We start from the raw sequence: 15,788 nt of genomic DNA, 5'->3' as shown, positions 1-15,788 counted from the left end.
AACTTACTCCTGATAATCTCTAACGTCAGCAAAGCGACCGGTAATTGCAGCTGCGGCAGCCATTGCTGGGCTTACTAAGTGAGTGCGCGCACCACGGCCTTGGCGGCCTTCAAAGTTACGGTTACTGGTAGAGGCACATCTATCGCCTGCCACTAGCTTGTCGTCATTCATACCAAGGCACATAGAGCAACCTGGCAAACGCCACTCAAAGCCAGCATCGATAAAGATTTTATCTAAGCCTTCTGCTTCAGCTTGGCGTTTAACATTACCTGACCCTGGTACAACAATCGCGGTTACTGAATCGGCGACTTTACCGCGCTTGGCAATTTGTGCCGCTGCACGCATATCTTCAATACGACCGTTGGTGCATGAACCGATAAATACGTGGTTTACTGCAACGTCGGCAAGCTTTTCACCGGGTTTCAAGCCCATATACTCAAGCGCTTTTACTGCGCTCTCTTTTTCAATCGGGTCACTGAAGTCTTCAGGGGCAGGTACCGGTGTGTTTACGCCAATAACCTGGCCTGGGTTAGTGCCCCACGTAACCTGAGGAGCGATATCCGCCGCTTCAAGTTCAACCACAGTGTCAAAGGTTGCCCCCTCTTCGGTATAAAGGGTTTTCCAGTAAGCGACAGCGTCTTCCCAGTCCTGGCCTTTGGGTGCGTATTCACGGCCTTCAAGGTAGGCGAAGGTTTTCTCGTCTGGTGCAACAAGGCCAGCTTTCGCACCAGCTTCAATACTCATGTTGCACACCGTCATGCGCTCTTCCATGCTTAAACCGCGGATAGCTTCACCCGCGTATTCAATGACATGGCCAGTAGCGCCGGCGTGGCCAATCTTTCCTATAATGGCAAGAATAATGTCTTTTGCGGTAATACCAACAGGAAGCTTGCCATTTACATTAATAAGCATGCTCTTAGCGCGGCTTTGTTTTAACGTTTGTGTTGCTAATACATGCTCTACCTGAGAGGTACCAATACCAAACGCTAGCGCACCAAATGCACCGTGGGTTGCAGTGTGTGAGTCACCACACACCACCGTCATACCAGGCTGAATTAAACCTAATTCAGGGCCCATAACGTGCACAATACCTTGCTTTTGGTGACCCACTGGAAATAGCTGAATGCCGTGTTCTTCACAGTTTTTTGCCAAGGTTTGTAGCTGAAGCGCATTGGCTGGTCCACAGGCATCAATTGCCAGTGAACGAGTCGAAATGCTGTGATCCATGGTGCCAACCGTGCGATCAGGGCGTCGTACTTTACGGCCTTTTTCATTAAGGCCAGCGAATGCCTGAGGTGACGTCACTTCGTGAATTAGGTGACGGTCGATATAAATTAAGCTGTCTTCACCGATTTGGTCAATAATGTGGGCTTGCCACACTTTGTCATATAAGGTCTTGGCCATGAGGTTGTTTTACTCCTGCGCCATTAATTGTTTAACGATTTCATCGCCCACTTGTGACGTGCTTGCCGCTTGGCTGCGTTTATCTGCAGGTAATAACTCGCCTGTAAGTACACCTGCTTCTAACGTTGCCACTACTGCCTTTTCAATTGCGTCGGCAACAACATTCAAATTCATGCTGAAACGCAGCATCATGGCGGCTGATAAAATTTGTGCGATAGGGTTAGCAATGCCTTGGCCTGCAATATCTGGGGCCGAACCGCCTGCTGGCTCATAAAGGCCAAAGCCTTCTTCGTTCATGCTTGCCGATGGCAACAAGCCCATAGAGCCAGTCATCATAGCGCATTCATCAGAAACGATATCGCCAAAAAGGTTTGAACACAGCATCACATCGAACTGCGCTGGGTTCTTCATTATTTGCATAGTGGCGTTGTCGATGTAGATGTGGTCTAGTTCTACATCTGGATAGTCTTTTGCGACTTCTTCAGCAATTTCACGCCATAAGCGGCTGGTTACCAGTACGTTGGCTTTGTCCACCGACGTCACTTTGCCGCGACGCTTCTGTGCTGCTTCAAACGCTGCAATCGCAATACGGCGAATTTCACGTTTGCTATAGCGCATGGTGTCATACGCGAACTCTTCTTCGCCTTCACCTTCTCGGCCCTTAGGCTGACCAAAGTAAATACCGCTGGTTAGCTCACGCACAACTAAAACGTCTACGCCTGATTTAGCAATGTCTTCACGAAGGGGAGACAGGCTTTCAAGGCCCGGATAAATGCGAGCCGGGCGTAAGTTACTGAACAAGTCGAAATGACTGCGAAGGGTAAGTAGTGCGGCACGCTCAGGACGTTGCTCTAACGGCAAGGTGTCCCACTTAGGGCCACCGATACTGCCAAACAAGATCGCATCGGCTTGCTCACAGCCCAAAAGCGTTTTTGAGGGTAGCGCTTCGCCTTCAGTATCAATGGCGTAGCCACCTACAGGATATGCAGTACGGTTCAGGGTGACGTTAAACTTCTTTTCAACAGCATCTAAAACCTTATTGGCTTCCTGCATAACTTCTGGGCCGATACCGTCTCCGGCTAATACGGCAATTGAATACTGGCTCATTTATACTCCTGCAACGCGTTCTTGTTGGTTTTTTTGCTGATCAATTTGATCGGCCAAATATGTGTTATTTAATACAAAGATAAGGGCTTTAACGCCGGCTTCCACAATATCTGTAGCCAAGCCGATTCCATGGAAACGACGGCCTTTATATGTAGCGATAACGCTCACTTGCGCCAAAGCGTCGGCACCTTCACCTTTTGAATCTAATTTAAAGTCGACAACTTCTAAATCTTCGTGACCTAGTATAGACATGATGGCCTTATAAGCCGCATCTACCGGGCCGTTTCCAATACTAGACTGGGTAATCTCTTCAGTGCCCACTTTCATTTTAACGGTGGCGCTTGGAATGATTTCACGCCCTGAATTAGCTTGAAGATAAAGCAACTGGAAGTGTGCTTGGTCGTGCTTTTGCTTATCGAAGAACAACAAGGCTTCAAGGTCGTAATCGTATACTTGGCCTTTTTTATCCGCTAACTTTAAGAAGGCGTCATACACCGCTTCTAAGTCATAGTCTTCGGTTTTATAGCCAAGTTCGGTTAAGCGATGTTTAATCACATGACGGCCAGAGCGTGACGTTAAGTTTAGGTTGTTCTTATTAATGCCCACACTTTCTGGGGTCATAATTTCATAGGTATTTTGCGCTTTTAAGACACCGTCTTGGTGAATACCAGATGAATGGCTAAACGCATTTGCGCCAACAATGGCCTTGTTTGATTGAACTGGCATATTACAAAGCTGGCTGACTAGCTTAGATGTGCGCGATATTTCGGTAGAATTAATGTTAGTTTCAAAGCCCAACATGTTCTTACGGGTTTGTAAGATCATGGCAATTTCTTCAAGTGAAGCGTTACCAGCACGCTCGCCAATACCGTTTATCGTACATTCAACCTGTCTGGCACCTTGCTCAACAGCTGCTAATGAATTTGCTACCGCTAAGCCCAAGTCGTTGTGACAATGTACTGAAATGGTTGCTTTATCGATATTTGGAACGCGATTGAACAATTGCTGAATAATACCGCCAAACTCTGTAGGTGTTGTGTAGCCTACGGTGTCCGGAATATTTACCGTCGTTGCGCCAGCGTTAATAGCAGCTTCAACCATTCGGCATAGGTAATCAATATGGGTACGCCCCGCATCTTCACAGGAAAACTCTACATCGTCAGTATACTTACGTGCATGTTTCACTGCGGCTACAGCCATATCTACAATTTCATCTTGTGACTTGCGAAGCTTGGCACCTACGTGAATCTCTGACGTTGCGATGAAGGTGTGAATTCTGAATTGCTCAGCAACGCTTAATGCTTGTCCGCATGCATCAATGTCACCCGGCAATGCGCGAGATAGGCCACAAACGATAGAGTTCTTAACTTCTTTTGCAATCATTTGTACAGAGCGAAAATCGCCTGGAGAAGAGACAGGAAAGCCAGCTTCGATAATGTCTACGCCTAACCGTTCGAGCGCCAGTGCGATCTGCAATTTCTCTTTGGCACTTAGGCTTGCAGGTAAGGCCTGCTCACCGTCTCGCAATGTGGTATCAAAGATCTTCACTTGATTTGTCATGACGCTCTCTCAGTTGAATAGTTAAAAAAAAACCCGTGCTTGGCACGGGTTTTTGTGAAATTAAATCGCTGGTCGCAATCTACCCGTGCAGTCTGGCTGCCATAAGGAGTAGAGATAGAAGAAGGAAACGAATACGCATGAGCTGTTGTTTCTTTGCTGACCAAGTAGATAGCGACAATGTACCCATGTGGCATGAAGAGGTCAACCATTGTTTACGATAATGAGTATATTTTTCGTGTATAAATGCTTTCTTTTAATTATTTAGGATGCGCATCCTAACGGTGTTCGTTATCAGTAAGCATGGCTAGCAATATCTGTCATTTCAAAGGGCTTTAAGTTTTAACTGCAGGGTTGATTAGGATGTTCGTACTAATTTTATCTATAGAGGTGAAATGCGAATCTTGGCTATTTATGCTTTTTAAGTGGGTTTTTATTCTATACAAGCCTTGTTATTTCTAAGTAACGTAAAGTTCTTCCAATTGATTTGAGTAGATAAGCGCATTTCGCGAAGGGATAAGGCACGGGGTGAACGCTTGGATTTAAAGCTCCATGTGTGGCCACAGCATGCAGCGGTCACTATCGCCTTTGAAGGCCGCAATAGTATTTTGTTTTGAACTGAAAGTGCCGTAGCCGCTTCCAATTCATCGCGTAGTGTTGTTGAGTGAATGCATTCACCCGAGTTAGCAAACCATCCATTTTTGTTCAGATGGAGCTGGGTATTGTCTTGATTTACCATATCAATGGAATCAAGCTCAATGTGAGAACCTTCCATATTTAAAATTAAAACAGGTACAACAAGACCATACCTAGCGTTTTTTCTATACCACGCTTCTCGCTTTTCTACATCGTCTAAATGATTAATGCCGGGGCACTTTGCAGATTGCTTGGCATACCAACTCCCATTATGGGTATCTGTTTTTAGCGGGGATGGATTGTTTGCGATGCCATTACTAATCATATATCGAGCAATAGCTTTCACGTGATAGGGAAGCCCGCCCATTCGACGCTTAAGCAGCGATAGGTTTTTTATCTCGCTATGAGCTAGAGAGACGATTTCTCTTTCATACAGAGCAGTACATATTTCATTGAATTGAGGGTGGCTTCCACCGAGTTCACCAGCTTCACTGAAAAAGCCAACTTGGGCGTTGGGTAAAGAGTGGGAAAGTTTGTCGCCTGAAGCCATCGGGATTATCAAATACCTGTCTAAAGTTATTTAACCCTAGCAAGATTAAGCGCTTGTTGCTACACGGTTTCATTAAACAATGCGAAAAAATAGACACAAAAAAAGCCGCTATAGAAAGCGGCTTTTCATCATATTCTCAGGCGTCAATTATTGGCCTTTGATTTCGCTACGGCCTTTGTAAGTTGCAGCGTCACCTAGTGCTTCTTCAATACGAAGTAATTGGTTGTACTTAGCAACACGGTCAGAACGGCATAGTGAACCCGTCTTGATTTGGCCCGCCGCTGTACCTACTGCAAGGTCAGCAATTGTGGCGTCTTCAGTTTCACCAGAGCGGTGAGAGATAACCGCTGTAAAGCCCGCATCTTTCGCCATCTTAATAGCGTTAAGGGTTTCAGTCAGTGAACCGATTTGGTTGAACTTGATAAGGATTGAGTTACCAATACCGTTATCAATACCGCGCTTAAGAATTTTAGTGTTAGTTACAAACAAGTCGTCACCAACTAGCTGTACTTTGTCACCAATCTTCTTAGTTAGGCTTGCCCAGCCGTCCCAGTCGCTTTCGTCCAGGCCGTCTTCAATAGATACAATTGGGTATTGTGAAGAAAGGTCAGCAAGGTAGTCGCCAAACGCTTCTGAATCGAAGCTCTTATCTTCGCCAGATAGTACGTATTTGCCATCTTTATAGAATTCAGACGCCGCGCAGTCTAGTGCAAGGGTAATGTCTTCATTCATTTTGTAGCCAGCGTTTTCAACGGCTTCTACGATTACTGCAAGCGCTTCAGCGTTTGAGCTAAGGTTAGGGGCAAAACCACCTTCATCACCAACCGCTGTGTTAAGGCCTTTAGCAGACAGTACTTTCTTAAGAGCGTGGAAGATTTCAGCACCCATACGTAGCGCTTCTTTGAAGCTCTTCGCGCCAACTGGCTGTACCATGAACTCTTGAATGTCTACGTTGTTATCAGCGTGCTCACCACCGTTGATGATGTTCATCATTGGTACTGGCATAGAGAATTGACCAGATGTACCGTTTAGGTCTGCAATGTGCTCGTAAAGTGCTACGCCTTTCTCTGCTGCCGCTGCTTTCGCTACTGCAAGTGAAACCGCTAGGATTGCGTTCGCGCCAAGGGTTTCTTTGTTTTCAGTGCCATCAAGGTCAATCATGATGCCGTCGATATCAGCTTGCGCTAGTGCATCTTTACCGATAAGTGCTGGCGCGATGGTATCGTTAACTGCTGCAACTGCCTTTGTTACACCTTTACCTAGGTAACGAGACTTGTCGCCGTCGCGTAGCTCTAGTGCTTCGCGGCTACCAGTAGATGCACCAGATGGTGCTGCAGCACGGCCCATTACGCCTGATTCTAAGTATACATCTGCTTCTACGGTAGGGTTTCCACGTGAATCTAAGATTTCGCGTCCGATAATGCGACTAATTTTCGCCATGTTTTTTCCTCAACAATTGAATGGGGTGCAACGGGAGAGAGCACCCCTTTTATTAGAAATTAGTGATTTTCTTTCTGGTATTTTCCTGCCGCAGCAACGAAACCAGTGAATAATGGGTGTCCATCCCGAGGAGTTGATGTGAACTCAGGGTGGAATTGGCCCGCAATGAACCAAGGATGATCAGGGATTTCCACCACTTCTACAAGTCGCTTGTCAGTGGACAAACCACTTACCTTTAATCCAGCGGCTTCGATTTGGTCACGCAGGTTGTTGTTCACTTCGTAACGGTGACGGTGACGCTCATAAATTTCGGCATTACCATACATCTCATGAACTTTTGTACCTTCAATAAGGTGACATAGCTGACTACCTAGACGCATGGTACCGCCAAGATCTGAGTTTTCTGTGCGAGTTTCAGTTGTTCCTGCAGCATCTAACCACTCAGTGATTAGGCCCACAACAGGATAAGGCGTTTCAGGGTCGAACTCTGTGCTGTTCGCATTTTCCATACCTGCAACATTGCGCGCGTACTCGATAAGCGCTACCTGCATACCTAAGCAAATGCCAAGGTAAGGGACTTTGTTTTCACGGGCATAACGAGCAGCAGCAATTTTACCTTCTATACCGCGTTCGCCAAAGCCGCCAGGCACCAAGATAGCATCTAGTTTTTCTAGAATTTGGGTACCTTTGCTTTCCACGTCTTGCGAGTCGATGTGGTGAATATTCACGGTCAGACGATTTTTAAGGCCAGCGTGCTTAAGCGCTTCGTTTACAGACTTATAAGCGTCAGGTAGCTCAACATACTTGCCTACCATACCAATATTAACTTCAGCAGTAGGGTTAGACTCAGCGTAAAGTACTTGTTCCCATTCAGATAAGTCGGCTTCTTCACACTCAAGACCGAAACGGTCAACTACCAGCTGATCCATGCCTTGTGCTTTAAGTGCAGCAGGAATGCGGTAAATGCTGTCTACGTCTTTCAAAGAAATAACGGCTTTGTCGGCAACGTTTGTGAATAGGGCGATTTTCGAGCGCTCACTGGCCGGCAGTGCACCTACCGAACGACAAACTAGAATATCTGGCTGAATACCAATCGAGCGAAGCTCTTTTACCGAATGCTGCGTAGGCTTAGTTTTTACTTCACCTGATGCTGGCATATAAGGTACAAGCGTTAGGTGCATGAACATAGCGCGTTCACGGCCTACTTCGGTACCAAGCTGACGAATAGCTTCTAAGAAAGGTTGTGACTCGATATCACCAACCGTTCCACCTACTTCAACAATAGCTACATCATGACCTTCAGCACCTTCAATTACGCGGCGCTTAATTTCATTGGTGATATGAGGAATAACCTGAATGGTTGCGCCAAGGTAATCACCGCGACGCTCGCGCTTTAACACTTCTTCATATACACGGCCGGTAGTGAAGTTGTTGCGCTTAGTCATGCGGGTGCGAATAAAACGCTCATAGTGACCAAGATCAAGGTCGGTCTCAGCGCCGTCATCGGTAACAAATACTTCACCATGCTGGATAGGGCTCATAGTGCCCGGGTCGACATTGATGTAAGGGTCGAGTTTTAACATGGTTACGGTGAGACCGCGAGCTTCCAGAATTGCGGCTAACGATGCTGCAGCAATACCTTTACCTAGCGATGAAACTACACCACCGGTGACGAAAATATAATTTGTCATGCGAAACCTAGAACGTTTGGGTTGTATGGTAAATATAGGCTGAGTTTAGAACAAAACCAGCTACACTTTGGACGGGGCGATAGTATACGCAAATTCATGTGGGCAGACAATCAATTTGCCCACATGATGCGCAATTTATACGCGCTTAAGCTTGGTTTAAGATTGGCTCAGGCGCTTAAGTGTGTAGATAAGGTCTAGCGCTTGGCGCGGTGATAACTCATCGGGTGATAAGTTTTCAAGGGCTTCTACAACCGGGTGCTGCTTATCAGGGAATAGCATTTCAGCTTGGCCTTTAGTATTTGATGTGACTTTAACTGATGCGCTTGTTTTATTTACACCTTTTACCGAGCTCTTCGCTACAAAAGACTCATCGTTGGCTTTCTCTGATCCGTCTTCCGTGCTGGTCATAAGGTGTGATGATTCCAACACCGCGAGTTTTTGTTGCGCTGCTTTTATTACCGCCTTCGGTACGCCTGCAAGTTGGGCGACTTGTAAACCAAAGCTTTTGCTCGCCGCACCTTCTGATACGGTATGCATGAAGCGTATGGTATCTTCAAACTCCATCGCGTCTAAGTGCACATTCACTACGCCGCTTTGCGTTTCTGGAAGTTCAGTAAGTTCGAAATAATGAGTGGCAAAAAGCGTATAAGCATTTAGCTGTTTTGCCAAATAACTCGCGCATGCCCACGCCAGAGACAATCCATCATAGGTACTGGTACCACGGCCTATTTCATCCATTAATACCAGAGAGTTTTCTGTGGCATTGTTTAGAATGTTCGCCGTTTCTGTCATCTCAACCATGAAGGTAGAACGACCTGAGGCTAAGTCATCTGATGCGCCTATACGGGTAAAAATACGATCTAGCTTTCCTATGTGGGCATTTTCTGCAGGTACAAAACTGCCAATACAGGCCAACAGGGCAATCAGCGCAGTTTGGCGCATATAGGTCGACTTACCGCCCATGTTCGGACCGGTAATAATTAGCATGCGGCGCTCGGTATCTAGCTGAAGCGGGTTGGCAATGAAGGGGTCTTTCATCACGTTCTCAACCACAGGGTGGCGGCCGGCATCATAAGTAAGCGCACATTCTTGACTCAAATGAGGTCGATACCAATCAAGGGAGACTGCGCGTTCGGCAAAACAGCATAGCACGTCTAATTTGGCTAGCGCCGCAGCGGTTTCAATTAAGTTGTTTAAGTGCGGCGCAAAGTTGTCAAACAAGGCTTCATAAAGCTGCTTTTCAAGAGCAAGCGCAGCGCCCTGACTGCTTAGCACTTTATCTTCGTGCTCTTTAAGTTCTGGCGTTATATAACGTTCAGTGTTTTTAAGGGTTTGTCTTCGAATATATTCAGCAGGCGCTAATGCACTGTTCGCCCGGCTAATTTCAATAAAGAACCCGTGAACTTTGTTATAGCCCACTTTTAGCGTAGAAATGCCGGTGCGCTCGCGCTCACGTTGTTCCATAGCGTCTAAGTAGTCGGTAGCACCTTGTGATAGCTTGCGCAATTCATCAAGTTCGGCGTTGTAACCCTCGGCAATTACGCCGCCATCGCGTATTACCACTGGTGGGTTATCGATAATGGCATCATTTAACAGAGCTTGAAGCTCAGGGTAAGTGCCAATGGTTTCGCTAATACTTCGGATTTGCCCTGTGTCGAACCGAGCTAGAGCATCTTGTAAATCAGGCAGGGCGTTAAAGGCATTTTTTAGGCGAGCGAAGTCGCGTGGCCTCGCTGAACGAAGGGCTAAGCGCGCCATAATACGCTCAATGTCACCAATGTGTTTGAGCGCTGCGCGAATATCTTCAGGGTCGTCATTAATGAAAGTTTCAACAGCATCTAAGCGGCTGTGCAGTTCATGCTGGTCGGTTAAAGGCGAATGAATAACACGCTGTAGCATACGACTACCCATGGCCGTAGTGGTGGTATCCATCACGCTGAACAGCGTATTTTCCTGTCCGCCCGACAAATTATGGGTAAGTTCTAGGTTTCTGCGGGTGGCAGCATCAAGCTGCACGCGGCTGTCTTGCTGTTCGGTCTGAATGCGGCGAATGTGAGGCAGAGCAGTACGCTGGGTATCCTTTACATATTGTAAAACGCAGCCCGCTGCGCCTAAGCCTTTAGTGACGCCTTTTATTCCAAAGCCATCTAATGTTTTGGTTTCAAACTGCGCGTTTAATTGCTCTGAGGCGGTATCAATGTCGAATTCCCATTCAGGACGGCGTCTAAGTCCTTTGCGGTTTTCAACCAATGCTAAGCTTTCAAATCCTTCAGGATAGAGCAGTTCAGCTGGGTTAATGCGCTGAATTTCAGCAAGTAGGCTTTCATCGCTGTCACATTCAAACACAACAAAACGACCGCTCGTAACATCTAGGGTTGCCAGCCCATAGTGCATACTGTGACCACAAACGGCGGCCAGAATATTGTCGCGACGTTCTTCTAACAGCGCTTCGTCGGTGACTGTACCGGGCGTAACAATGCGTTGTACTGCGCGTTCAACAGGGCCTTTACTGGTGGCTGGGTCGCCTACCTGTTCACAAATGGCTACTGACTCGCCCATTTTCACTAAGCGTGACAGATAACTTTCTACCGCATGATAAGGCACACCAGCCATAGGAATAGGTTCACCACCAGATTTTCCTCTGGCTGTTAATGAAATATCCAGTAATTCAGCAGCTTTTTTGGCATCGTCGTAAAACAACTCATAAAAGTCGCCCATGCGATAAAACAGTAAAATATTCGGATGCTGCGCCTTAATAGTCAGATATTGGCGCATCATAGGAGTATGTGATTCCAAAAAATGCCTCTGCGAATTTGTTGCTGGGTTTAATGCCTGTTGAGGGGAATAAATGATAAACTCACGCCCATTAAGATCAAGCGAAGATCTGATAAAGCACAACAGGTGTAATTAGGTATATCCAAATGAGCACAACATTTTCAACTGATTCGACAGCAAACGCCACCCCTTTAACACTTGATAGCGCATTATCTGCGCAAGTCCATGTGTTGGGTGACGCACTCAGGAGCAAAGGTTGGACCGTATCGAGCGCCGAGTCGTGTACGGGCGGAGGAGTTGCTTTTGCTTTTACCAGTGTGGCTGGCAGTTCTGATTGGTTTAACCAATCCTGGGTGACGTACTCTAATGACGCAAAGCGAAGCGTTCTGGGCGTAACAGAACAGACGCTAAAAGAGTACGGCGCGGTGTCGAAGCAAACGGTGAAAGAAATGGCTGAAGGCGTGCGCCGTAACAGCGGAGCGCAACTTGTTGTAACGGTTAGCGGCATTGCCGGCCCTGGCGGTGGCAGCGACGCAAAACCGGTGGGCACTGTGTGGTTTGGCTTTTTATGTGGGCAGCACGAAGCGCAAATCAAACAGGTTTTCAGCGGCAATCGCGACGAAGTACGTCAACATGCTATTAGCTTTGCCATTACTCAGTTAATTAAAATGTTGAGTGAAAATTAAAAACACTGGTTGAAACTGTATGCTTGTACAGTATAGAATGTGATCATTATTTGGTAATTTCATAAAAAATATGGAAAACACCAATACAGAATTTAACCGCAAATCCTAGAGGATACATACGTGGACGATAACAAATCAAAAGCTTTAACCGCCGCAGTTGGCCAAATTGAAAAGCAATTTGGTAAAGGCGCTATCATGCGCTTAGGCGATAACCAAGCCATGGATATCGAAGCGATTTCTACTGGCTCACTTACCATTGATATCGCTCTAGGTATAGGCGGTTTGCCATGTGGACGTGTTGTTGAAATCTACGGACCTGAATCATCAGGTAAAACCACGCTAACACTTCAAGTTATTGCTGAAGCCCAGCGCAAGGGTAAAACCTGTGCTTTCGTTGATGCTGAACACGCCCTAGACCCGGTATATGCTGAGAAACTTGGCGTAAACATCGACGAACTATTGGTATCTCAGCCTGATACTGGTGAGCAAGCGCTGGAAATTTGCGACATGCTTGTACGTTCAGGTGCAGTAGATGTTGTTATTGTTGACTCGGTAGCGGCGCTTACACCTAAAGCAGAAATTGAAGGTGACATGGGTGATTCTCACGTTGGTCTTCAGGCGCGTCTAATGTCGCAAGCGTTGCGTAAGCTTACTGCAAACATCAAGCGTTCAAATACACTGTGTATCTTCATTAACCAAATTCGTATGAAGATTGGTGTTATGTTTGGTAACCCGGAAACCACTACTGGTGGTAACGCGCTTAAGTTCTATTCTTCTGTTCGTCTAGATATTCGCCGTATTGGAGCAGTGAAAGAAGGCGATGAGGTAGTAGGTAACGAAACTCGCGTTAAAGTAGTGAAGAACAAAGTTGCACCTCCGTTTAAGCAAGCTGAATTTATGATCCGCTACGGCGAAGGTATCAGCAAAGAAGCTGAGCTTATTGACCTTGGTGTTAAGCAAAAGCTAGTTGATAAAGCGGGTGCTTGGTACAGCTACAAGGGTGACCGCATTGGTCAAGGTAAAGCGAACGTGATGAAGTTCTTAAAAGAGAACCCTGAGATTGCAAACGAGATTGAAACTAAGATCCGCCAAGAACTTTTGCTTTCTAAAACAATGAAAGCAGAGGAAGCGGTACCTCAGCAAGAAGACGATGTGCTTCCTGAGTAAAATTAGCGCTTAACCGCATATTAAGAACCCACCGTTAGGTGGGTTTTTTTATGGCTTCATCAAAGAGTATATTAAGAAATATTTACTAACACTTAATGCAAGGCTGAAACTTGTACAACAAATAAAAACAAGGAATGCTGTAATAAATATTTGTAAGTACAGACTACTAGGATGAAATAGCTATCGCAGCCTAAGCTGGTTAAGTACGCTAAAACAATTTTAAACAAATAGAACGGCATAATTTGCGGCTACAGCAAAGCAAGCCTACAACAATAATGAACGGTGCTACTGTTCACACGTGAGAAGAGGGAAGGGAAATGATTGAAATATCAGGCCTTGCTAAGCGTTTTGAGGTGGAGAACCCAAAAAAGCTTAGCGAACAGGAAAAAAAGGACCCGCGATTAAAAGGGCGCTATTTCCAGTCGGTAAGGGATGTGTCGTTTACTTGCGAAAAAGGACAAGTACTTGGTTTATTAGGGCCAAATGGAGCAGGTAAAACAACTACACTTCGCATGCTTTCAACAGCACTCAAACCTGATAGCGGAAAAGTTATTATTGGTGGTGAGGATGTGCTTACTAACCCTAATATTGCCCGTAAAAAAATTGGCTTTTTATCTAGCTCAACGGGCCTTTATGGTCGTTTAAGTGGCCGAGAGAATATTAGCTACTTCGGTGAGTTGCACGGTATTCCAAAAAATGTGATTAACGCGCGTATTGAAGAGTTAGCTGATTTACTCGATATGCAAACCTTCCTTGATAGACGAGCCGAGAATTTCTCATCAGGGATGAAGCAAAAAGTTTCTATTGCTCGCGCTGTTATACACGAGCCTGAACTAGTGGTGCTTGATGAACCCACAACCGGACTTGATATTATGGCAACGAGTACCGTGATGGAATTTATTCAGCGCCTTAAAGATAAAGGTACCCCGGTTATTTTCTCTACTCACCACCTTGATGAGGTGCAAACCCTTTGCGACAAGGTGACCGTGATTAACCAAGGTGAAACGGTATTTAACGATTCGCTAGCCGCCTTTAGCGCATTGTCTGGTAATGACGGGGCTGGCGGGCAAATGCATAAGAGCTTCCTAAAAACACTATCAATGGATTCTGAGGAGATGGGTCATGTGGTTAATCTTTAAAAAGGAATTCAAAGAACTATTACGGGATAAGAAAACCATCATATTCATGATTGGTTTACCGCTTTTATTATTCCCAGCTATTTTCGGTGTCGCGTTCTTTTTCATGAGTTCAGCGGCGGATAAAGCGGAAAATAAAGTACTGAAATACGCGATAGTTGGTGAAGCGTATGCGCCAGCAATTGTTCAGTCTTTTAACGACGCATCAGATAAATTCGAATCGGTTGCGATTGGCGATGAGGCTGACTACGCTAAACTCATCAAAAACGAAACACTAGATTTTGTTTTGGTTATTCCCGAAACCTTTGATAGCGATGTTTTGCGTTCAGGTCAGCATAAAATTGAGCTTTATCTCAACGATGCTGGTCTAAATAAGGTGATGGGGCGCGTATCCGACATCATTGATGAATATACCGATGCATTCCAACAAACAGCTTTTGCGCAGCTTAATCTAGATGAAACTCAGCAAGAGGCCTTGCTAAAGCCAATCAAGATAGAAAAGCAAAATGTCGCCGACGATCGCGAAGTGTGGGGTGAACGCTTAGGCGGTATGCTGCCATATTTCATCTTCATCTTGTGCCTTCAAGGCGCTATGGCCCCAGCGGCTGACTTAGGTGCCGGTGAGAAAGAGCGAGGTACATTAGAAACACTACTTATATCGCCGATAGACCGTCATAAGCTGGTACTGGGTAAATTCTTTACTATCGCTACTGCGGGTATAATTACTGCGCTTATTACCGTTTCTTCCATGGCTATATGGGGACTGGTGTTATCGCAAGGCATGGCCGTTGAGTTTGTGGTTAAGATCATGTCGATGATTGGTCTTGTGGACTTCCTGCTGATCTTTCTAATGTTGGTGCCAGTGGTGGCAGTTTTCGCCGCTATTCTACTATCACTTTCAATTTATGCTCGCTCGTTTAAAGAGGCGCAAAGCTACATGGGGTCACTGATTATGGTGGTTATTTTCCCTGTAATTATAGCCATGATGCCGGGTGTAGAGCTTAAAGGCGGCTGGGTTTGGGTACCGCTGACTAACGTTGCTTTGGCGATGAAAGAACTGTTCAAAGGCACCATGGACTACTTTGCGCTGTTTGGCATATTTACGTCTACCGCAGTGATTGCAACCGGATTGATTTTCTTCTGTATCCATTGGTTTAACAAGGAAAAGGTCCTGTTTAGATAACAAAACTGCTTACCTAGCATTCTTGTAACAAGCCCGCTAAACGCGGGCTTATTCTTTATTGAAGCAAGGTTTTTTTATGTGGTGGACAAAATTGATACTCGAAGTGCAGGTTCAATACGTTTTAGTTTTGTGTTTACTACACTTCAAAGTCGATACACTTGATAATTCCCTCCCAACCGGGAGGGATTTTTCCTTGAAGTACATAAGAGTAGGCCAGCAATTCGGCGATCACATAATAAAGCGATTCAGGGATATCTTGCCCCACATCAAGGGTAGCGAGGACTTCGCTTAAGTAAGGGTCTTCGTGAATTAATATCCCGGTTTCTTCAGCCATGGCAATGATGGCTTCTGCCAAATCTCCATAGCCTTTGGCAACCACTTTCGGCGCATTTTTTTTATCGCCTCCGTCATATTTTAGGCCAATAGCGCGCTTTGTTTTTTGTGAATCAGTCATAA

General features: G+C 45.7%; 12 protein-coding genes. 4 read left to right on the top strand and 8 right to left on the bottom strand.

Translation table 11 applies throughout. The features are described 5' to 3' along the window. Positions 1 to 3: 3 nt before the first annotated feature. The 7 genes from leuC to mutS form a co-directional block, all read right to left on the bottom strand. Positions 4 to 1,404, bottom strand: a complete 1,401-nt coding sequence (gene leuC, locus NO989_RS13175; RefSeq protein ID WP_061094370.1) for a 3-isopropylmalate dehydratase large subunit — start codon at positions 1,402 to 1,404, stop codon at positions 4 to 6. A gap of 9 nt (positions 1,405 to 1,413) precedes the next feature. Continuing rightward, complete coding sequence (gene leuB / locus NO989_RS13170; RefSeq protein WP_061484939.1) at positions 1,414 to 2,511, bottom strand: 3-isopropylmalate dehydrogenase; 1,098 nt, start codon at positions 2,509 to 2,511, stop codon at positions 1,414 to 1,416. Next, positions 2,512 to 4,071, bottom strand: a complete 1,560-nt coding sequence (leuA, locus tag NO989_RS13165; protein WP_061484942.1) for a 2-isopropylmalate synthase — start codon at positions 4,069 to 4,071, stop codon at positions 2,512 to 2,514. It lies immediately after the preceding gene. Between the two features lie 430 nt (positions 4,072 to 4,501). Then, complete coding sequence (locus tag NO989_RS13160) at positions 4,502 to 5,254, bottom strand: hypothetical protein (protein WP_061484944.1); 753 nt, start codon at positions 5,252 to 5,254, stop codon at positions 4,502 to 4,504. A gap of 147 nt (positions 5,255 to 5,401) precedes the next feature. Further along, positions 5,402 to 6,694, bottom strand: coding sequence for a phosphopyruvate hydratase (eno, locus tag NO989_RS13155; protein WP_039230614.1), 1,293 nt, complete (start codon positions 6,692 to 6,694; stop codon positions 5,402 to 5,404). A gap of 59 nt (positions 6,695 to 6,753) precedes the next feature. Further along, positions 6,754 to 8,385: a CTP synthase gene (locus NO989_RS13150; protein ID WP_061094373.1), complete on the bottom strand. Its 1,632-nt coding sequence runs from the start codon at positions 8,383 to 8,385 to the stop codon at positions 6,754 to 6,756. 156 nt (positions 8,386 to 8,541) lie between these two features. After that, the gene (mutS, locus tag NO989_RS13145) at positions 8,542 to 11,163 is read right to left on the bottom strand and encodes a DNA mismatch repair protein MutS (RefSeq protein ID WP_156087316.1); all 2,622 of its coding nucleotides are present in this window, start codon (positions 11,161 to 11,163) and stop codon (positions 8,542 to 8,544) included. A 143-nt stretch (positions 11,164 to 11,306) separates the two neighbouring features. On the opposite strand from mutS, the gene NO989_RS13140 reads away from it, so the two are divergent. From NO989_RS13140 to NO989_RS13125, 4 genes are all read left to right on the top strand, one after another. Next, positions 11,307 to 11,846: a CinA family protein gene (locus NO989_RS13140; RefSeq protein WP_156086020.1), complete on the top strand. Its 540-nt coding sequence runs from the start codon at positions 11,307 to 11,309 to the stop codon at positions 11,844 to 11,846. A 120-nt stretch (positions 11,847 to 11,966) separates the two neighbouring features. After that, positions 11,967 to 13,013, top strand: coding sequence for a recombinase RecA (recA, locus tag NO989_RS13135; RefSeq protein WP_014948506.1), 1,047 nt, complete (start codon positions 11,967 to 11,969; stop codon positions 13,011 to 13,013). Between the two features lie 317 nt (positions 13,014 to 13,330). After that, positions 13,331 to 14,152, top strand: a complete 822-nt coding sequence (locus NO989_RS13130) for an ABC transporter ATP-binding protein (RefSeq protein WP_156086021.1) — start codon at positions 13,331 to 13,333, stop codon at positions 14,150 to 14,152. Next, positions 14,136 to 15,332, top strand: a complete 1,197-nt coding sequence (locus tag NO989_RS13125) for an ABC transporter permease (RefSeq protein ID WP_156086022.1) — start codon at positions 14,136 to 14,138, stop codon at positions 15,330 to 15,332. Before NO989_RS13130 ends, NO989_RS13125 begins: the two co-directional genes overlap by 17 nt. A 136-nt stretch (positions 15,333 to 15,468) precedes the next feature. On the opposite strand, the gene NO989_RS13120 is transcribed toward NO989_RS13125, so the two are convergent. Next, positions 15,469 to 15,786 (bottom strand): EscU/YscU/HrcU family type III secretion system export apparatus switch protein, encoded by a 318-nt coding sequence (locus tag NO989_RS13120; RefSeq protein ID WP_156086023.1) that lies wholly within the window; start codon positions 15,784 to 15,786, stop codon positions 15,469 to 15,471. Positions 15,787 to 15,788 lie beyond the last annotated feature (2 nt).

It is taken from the genome of Alteromonas sp. DY56-G5 (assembly GCF_041414725.1).
Lineage (GTDB): Bacteria > Pseudomonadota > Gammaproteobacteria > Enterobacterales > Alteromonadaceae > Alteromonas > Alteromonas macleodii.
The sequence above is the reverse complement of the archived record's forward strand: the minus strand, read 5'-3'. Positions and strand labels throughout refer to the sequence as shown.

What these genes read in the sequence shown, in the direction of transcription:
- leuC (WP_061094370.1), bottom strand. Translation starts at nt 1,404, where the DNA reads ATGGCCAAGACCTTATATGACAAAGTGTGGCAAGCCCACATTATTGAC.
- leuB (WP_061484939.1), bottom strand. Translation starts at nt 2,511, where the DNA reads ATGAGCCAGTATTCAATTGCCGTATTAGCCGGAGACGGTATCGGCCCA.
- leuA (WP_061484942.1), bottom strand. Translation starts at nt 4,071, where the DNA reads ATGACAAATCAAGTGAAGATCTTTGATACCACATTGCGAGACGGTGAG.
- NO989_RS13160 (WP_061484944.1), bottom strand. Translation starts at nt 5,254, where the DNA reads ATGGCTTCAGGCGACAAACTTTCCCACTCTTTACCCAACGCCCAAGTT.
- eno (WP_039230614.1), bottom strand. Translation starts at nt 6,694, where the DNA reads ATGGCGAAAATTAGTCGCATTATCGGACGCGAAATCTTAGATTCACGT.
- NO989_RS13150 (WP_061094373.1), bottom strand. Translation starts at nt 8,385, where the DNA reads ATGACAAATTATATTTTCGTCACCGGTGGTGTAGTTTCATCGCTAGGT.
- mutS (WP_156087316.1), bottom strand. Translation starts at nt 11,163, where the DNA reads ATGATGCGCCAATATCTGACTATTAAGGCGCAGCATCCGAATATTTTA.
- NO989_RS13140 (WP_156086020.1), top strand. Translation starts at nt 11,307, where the DNA reads ATGAGCACAACATTTTCAACTGATTCGACAGCAAACGCCACCCCTTTA.
- NO989_RS13130 (WP_156086021.1), top strand. Translation starts at nt 13,331, where the DNA reads ATGATTGAAATATCAGGCCTTGCTAAGCGTTTTGAGGTGGAGAACCCA.
- NO989_RS13125 (WP_156086022.1), top strand. Translation starts at nt 14,136, where the DNA reads ATGTGGTTAATCTTTAAAAAGGAATTCAAAGAACTATTACGGGATAAG.
- NO989_RS13120 (WP_156086023.1), bottom strand. Translation starts at nt 15,786, where the DNA reads ATGACTGATTCACAAAAAACAAAGCGCGCTATTGGCCTAAAATATGAC.